A 5,219-nucleotide genomic window follows, 5' to 3' on the forward strand; every position below is an offset into this window, starting at 1 on the left:
GCCCCCGCTACTTTTGCCCGGGCGAGGGCGCCACGGGGGGTGCTCGCCGGCGGGGGGTCGTGGAGTCCCAGGTTGGTGCCCCTACGTGGGCGCGGCCGCCGGGGCGGGCGGGGGCCGCCCACGGCGCTGTGGCGGCGGTTCAGCCGGTGCAGGTGCTCACGGACGCCGGGCTGCGCAGGCAGTTGGTCGGGGTGTTGTTCACGAACGTGCTGCCGGTGACCGCCGTGATCGCAACGCTGGTGTAGATACCGCCGGGTCCGGTGGCCTGCGGTGCCGAGTTGTTGCTCACCGATGCGTTGGTCAGGGTGTACGTGCCGCCGGAGTTGTAGATGCCGGCGGCGGAAGAGCCCGTACCGGACGCCGTGTTCATGTCGACCGACGAGTCGGTCACGGTGATGTTGGGAGTACTGAACAGGATGCGGGAGTGGATACCGCCGCCCTGGGAGTAGCGGCCGGAGACGAGGTTGCGCGAGACGGTCGAGCCGTCGGTGACGTTCAGGGTTCCGCCGACAAGGCTGATGCCGCCGCCGATCGCGCCCTCAGCGATCACCTGGTTGTTGGTGACCTGGGTGTTCTGCAGGTTGAGGGTGCCCCCGGTCTGCAGGATGCCGCCGCCGCCGTCGTTGCCGCTGCCCGAGCCGGTCACCTTGTTGCCGGTGACCGTGGAGTTGTTCAGGTTGGTCGTGCCGCCGGTGACCTCGACGCCACCGCCGCCCGACTGGGCCAGCCCCCCGGTCGCGGACCGGTTGTCGGCGATGGTGGTCCCGTCCATCGTCAGGGTGCCGGCCTCGCTGAGCACCGCGCCCGCCTCGTCGAATGAGGTGTTGAACTTGGCGCTGCCGCCGCTGAAGTTCGTGATGCCGGCCGCGTGGTACAGCGCTCCTCCGAGCCGGGCCCGGTTTCCGGTGAGGGCCGTGTCCGTGACCGTCGCGGCTCCTTCGATGGCGAGGCCGCCGCCGATGCTCGCGCCGCCCGTGGTGCGGTTGTCCTCGACGTGGCTGTCGGTGAGCGTGAGGGAGGACGTGGTCCGGCTCCTCATACCGCCGCCGATGTTGGCCGTGTTGCCTTCGAGGGTCAGGTTGTCGCCGACGAGGGTCCCGCCGCTCTGGACCAGCACACCTCCCCCTCCGATCGCGGAGGAAGGTGCCCCGTTCATGACGGTGAGGTCGTTGACGGTGAGTTTGCCCTGGTTGGCCACGTCGAACAGGCGGTACGCGGTCGCGCCGGTGCGCTTGATGGTCGCGTTGAAGCCGTTGATGGTGATGCCGGTGGTGAGCGTGATCGCGGGCAGTCCGTCATCGCCGGACACGGCCGCGGTGACCTCGTAGACGCAGTACGGGTCGAGGTTGATGACGGGGTCGCCCGTCCCCGCGTTCGCGTTGTTGATCGCGTTGATCAGGTCGGTGGTGGAGCAGGTCAGTGTGACGTCTGCGGAGGCCGGGACAGCGGATACCGCTGTGGCGGCCAGGCTCGTCAGGGCGAGGGCGGTCACGGTGCGCAGCCGTCGTGAGGTCGTCCTGTGCCGTCTCATCATGGTGCCTTTCGTGCTTGTGGTCGTGGGACTGCACTCGGGATCGGATCGTGTGCGGCCGCGCCGCTGCTGACCGCGACTATGGATAGCCGGGTGGGCCGGGATTCACACCGCGCCGCGGCGTGGGCTTCGGATTTGTCATACAGACGGGTCATCGGCTCGCCGGGCGCTGTGGTGCGGGAGAGCGACGCCGCGGCACGGCAGGGGGCGGCGAACCGCCTCCCGCCGTACCGGGCGCCGGACCTCGTCTCAGTCGGTGCTGCCGACGAAGGTGACGTACACGGTGCCGTCGTAGCCGGAGTTGCCGTTGCTGATGCTCGGCACGTTCTCGACGGTGGCCGCGTTGCCGGCGGCGAAACTGCCGCCACCGCCACCACCGCCCCCGCTGACGGCCTCACCGCCGCCGCCACCACCGCCGCCGCCGCCCCAGCCGCCGCCACCGCCACCGCCGCTGCCGTAGTTCGTTCCGTTCGTACGGAACTCGCCCTCGCCGCCCTGGCCTGCGTTGGCGAAGGAGAGCGAGCTGTTGTTGGTCCACGACGCGCCGGCGTTGGGGCCCTTGGAGGTGTGCGTGGGGCCTCCGAGACCACCGATGCCGTCCTGGCCGTCGGTCCCGCGGACGCTGTCCACGCCGCCGCCGGCCCGGCCTCCGCCACCGCCGGTTCCGTTCTGGCCCCCGTCGCCGCCGGCGGCGGTGCGCACCGTACCCGTGGTGCTGTCGCCGGCCTTGCCCCCGGCGCCCGCGTTGATGACCTGGCCCGAGACGGCGGTGCCGCCGTCCCCGCCGGCGCCTCCGTCACCGTCCGCGTTGGCCTCACCACCGCCACCGCCGCCACCGGCGTCCGCCAGCAGGTTGGTGGTGGTGCAGCTGCCGACTCCGCTGATGCACGGTTGCGTCGTGGTCAGGTCGACCCCGGAGACCAGGGTCGAGGCACCGCCGCGGCCTCCGCTCGACGTGGCCCCCCATTTGCCGATGTAGTAGTAGAGGTTCGCGCCGTAGCTGCCGGTGAAGGCGTCGATCGAGGTGACGGTCTGGGCCTTGCCGCCGAAGCCGCCGTCGCCGCCGCGGTAGAGGCCGCCGCCGTTGCTGCCGTACCGCCCTGCACCGCCGAACGCGGTGACGACCATCGGGGTGGCCGTGGTCAGCGAGGTCTGGGTCTGCGCCTGGGCGTCGGACAGCAACTGGCTCAGGGCGTACTGGGACAGCCCGTCCGGGAGCAGGCAGGAGACGATTCCGGTCTGGATCTCGCTGCAGGACACCACGGTCGTCGTCGCCGACGCGCTGGGACACGACAGGACCAGAGACGAACCCAGGCACATGCTGACGCCGAGCGCTCGGGCCAGGCCACGTGGATGAGGCATGAAGCATCCCTTCGAATCAGGCGCCAGTCTGCGCCCACAAGTACTCGGAGTCCCCGTTTGCGTGCCTGATCTCCGATTCGGCGGCAGCAGTTGCCACGAACCAGCGAAGCCGATGCTCCCTTCCGCCTAACGCTGGGGTGCGCTCGTTTGGTGTCGGCCGGGCCCGTCAACCCATGGCTTGGCCGGGTTCGGGTCGGCCCGGCTCTGAGCTGCCCCTCGAAGGGCATTGCGTCCGACCCCCGTTTTGCGACAGCCAGTGGCGCGTACCCCGGTGCGCAAGCGATCGCCGGTGAATCCATCGATCGGCGGCGACGCCGTCAGAAGGCAGGAAAACGCAGATGAACCTTTCTCCAGAACCGCATCGCAGGTTCGGGCCGTTGCCCCGCCGGCAGATCTGGATCGCCGGTGGCGCCGTAGCGTCGCTGGCGCTCGTGGTGGGCGGAACGGCAGTCTCGACGGTTGCCGCTGCCACCCCGCCGAGGGCAGTGGTGGCGGCCGATCCGCCGGACCGTCCCGGGCCCGGCAAGTGCTGGACCCCGTGGGACTGCGGCCCCAAGGGGCCGCCTCCGCAGCGCCCCCGGCCCCCGAAACACCACGACGGGGGTTCGAAGGGGCAGATCGGCCCCACGGGCCCGACCGGTCCCGGCGGACCGGCCGGTGTGACCGGTCCGGCCGGACTCACGGGGCCCGCAGGACTCACCGGTCCCGCAGGACTCACCGGTCCCGCTGGACTCACCGGTCCGGCCGGACTCACCGGTCCCGCTGGACTCACCGGGCCGGCCGGACTCACCGGTCCCACCGGACTCACGGGGCCCGCCGGACTCACCGGTCCCACCGGACTCACCGGAGCAACGGGGCTCACCGGACCTCTCGGACCCACCTCGACCTCGGAAGACATCGGCGAGCCGATGACGCTCGTCCCAGGTGAGGAAGGCACCTTCTCCGCGACCTGCACCTCCGGAGGAACCCTGGTCAGCGGCGGATTCCTGATGAACCGTCCCGGCGTCCAGATCCTGCTGAACTCCCGCGGAGCGACTCCCAACACCTGGGTCGTCACCGCACGGAACACGTCCCTCACGGAAAACGCCACCATCTCGGCCGTGGCCCAGTGCGCCCCCTGAGGCACCTTCGTCAACCCACTCCCGAAAGGACCCCATGCCCACATCTAAAAGCGGCGCCAAGGTACTCGGCTTCGGTGTCTGTGTGACATCGCTCCTGGCGCTGTCGGTACCGCCCGCGGCAGCGACGACCACGGCCATCTCCTGCAGCGAGATCCAGACGGGTGTGGTGTCCTGTCTGATGCCGGACGGCCTGTCCCAGTACGACACCGCGGCATTGCTGACGGCCGCGCAGAGCGCCACGACCACGGCGCTGTCCACCTCCACCCCCGTGGTCCTCACCGCCTTCGGCGGAGCCGGCCACGAGGGCACGAACGGCGGCGGCGCCTACAACGGCGGCCACGGCGGCCACGGCGGCACGGCCCAGACCGTGACGACGCTCGCCTCCTACCAAACGTCGTTCGGCTCCACCCTCTACTACTACCTGGGCAAGGAGGGCGGCAGCGGCGTCGCCGGCGGCCGCGGGGGTGCCTCCACCCTGGTGTCGGGCGTCGACCTCACCACCAACAACCCCTGCATCTCCGGAGTCTCCAGCTGCACGACGACCACCCTGCTGGCCGACGCCGGCGGTGGCGGCGGAGGCGGCCAGGGCAACGCCAACGGCGACGGCGGGTACGGAGGGGACGGCGGTACGGCGGTCTCCGGACAGGTCATCACGAACGGCTCCAAGGGTCAGGACGGCACGTCCACGACCGGCTCCGTCGTGACCCGGACCGGTGGAGGCGGCTCCGGTGCGGCGAACGGCGACGCCGGGGACGGCGGCCGGGGCGGCTCGGGCGTGGACAGCAAGTCGGGGACCGCCGGCCAGGACGGCATCGGCGGTTTCGGCGGACCCACCCACACCTCCAGCGGCCCCAACGCCGGCGCCTCGTGGACGAACAACAACTCGCTCCTCCTCAAGAACGCCGGCCAGGGCGGCGAGGGCGAGTGGCGCACGAACAACACCAACTACGGCGGCGGTGGCGGCGGCGGTGGCGGCTGGGGCGGCGGCGGTGGCGGCGGTGGCGGCGGTGAGGCCATCACCGGCGGCGGCGGTGGCGGTGGCGGCAGTTTCGCCGCCGCGGACACGGTGACGGTGCAGGACGTGCCCACCATCAGCAACGCCAACAACCAGGGAAGCGGATCGCTCTACGCGACCTTCATCGGCAGCACGAGCTGAGGTCCGGGGTCCACTGCGGGCTCCACGGCCCCGACGGGCGCCTCGGCTC

The 5,219-nt window shown here is 71.3% G+C and carries 4 protein-coding genes; 2 read left to right on the forward strand and 2 right to left on the reverse strand.

What is annotated here, in order from left to right; all coding sequences use genetic code 11:
• Positions 1–139 precede the first annotated feature (139 nt).
• Positions 140–1,534, reverse strand: coding sequence for a hypothetical protein (locus ACFXA3_RS14045; protein ID WP_385186458.1), 1,395 nt, complete (start codon positions 1,532–1,534; stop codon positions 140–142).
• 246 nt (positions 1,535–1,780) lie between these two features.
• Positions 1,781–2,893, reverse strand: a complete 1,113-nt coding sequence (locus tag ACFXA3_RS14050) for a hypothetical protein (RefSeq protein ID WP_385186461.1) — start codon at positions 2,891–2,893, stop codon at positions 1,781–1,783.
• Between the two features lie 908 nt (positions 2,894–3,801).
• Between ACFXA3_RS14050 and ACFXA3_RS14055 the strand changes: the two genes are divergently transcribed.
• Both ACFXA3_RS14055 and ACFXA3_RS14060 read left to right on the forward strand, forming a co-directional pair.
• Positions 3,802–4,014 carry a hypothetical protein gene (locus ACFXA3_RS14055; protein WP_385186464.1) on the forward strand — a complete coding sequence of 71 codons (213 nt, stop codon included), beginning with the start codon at positions 3,802–3,804 and terminating at the stop codon, positions 4,012–4,014.
• A gap of 34 nt (positions 4,015–4,048) precedes the next feature.
• Positions 4,049–5,170: a hypothetical protein gene (locus ACFXA3_RS14060; protein ID WP_385186467.1), complete on the forward strand. Its 1,122-nt coding sequence runs from the start codon at positions 4,049–4,051 to the stop codon at positions 5,168–5,170.
• Positions 5,171–5,219: the final 49 nt, after the last annotated feature.

This window comes from Streptomyces sp. NPDC059456 (genome assembly GCF_042750055.1).
Lineage (GTDB): Bacteria > Actinomycetota > Actinomycetes > Streptomycetales > Streptomycetaceae > Streptomyces.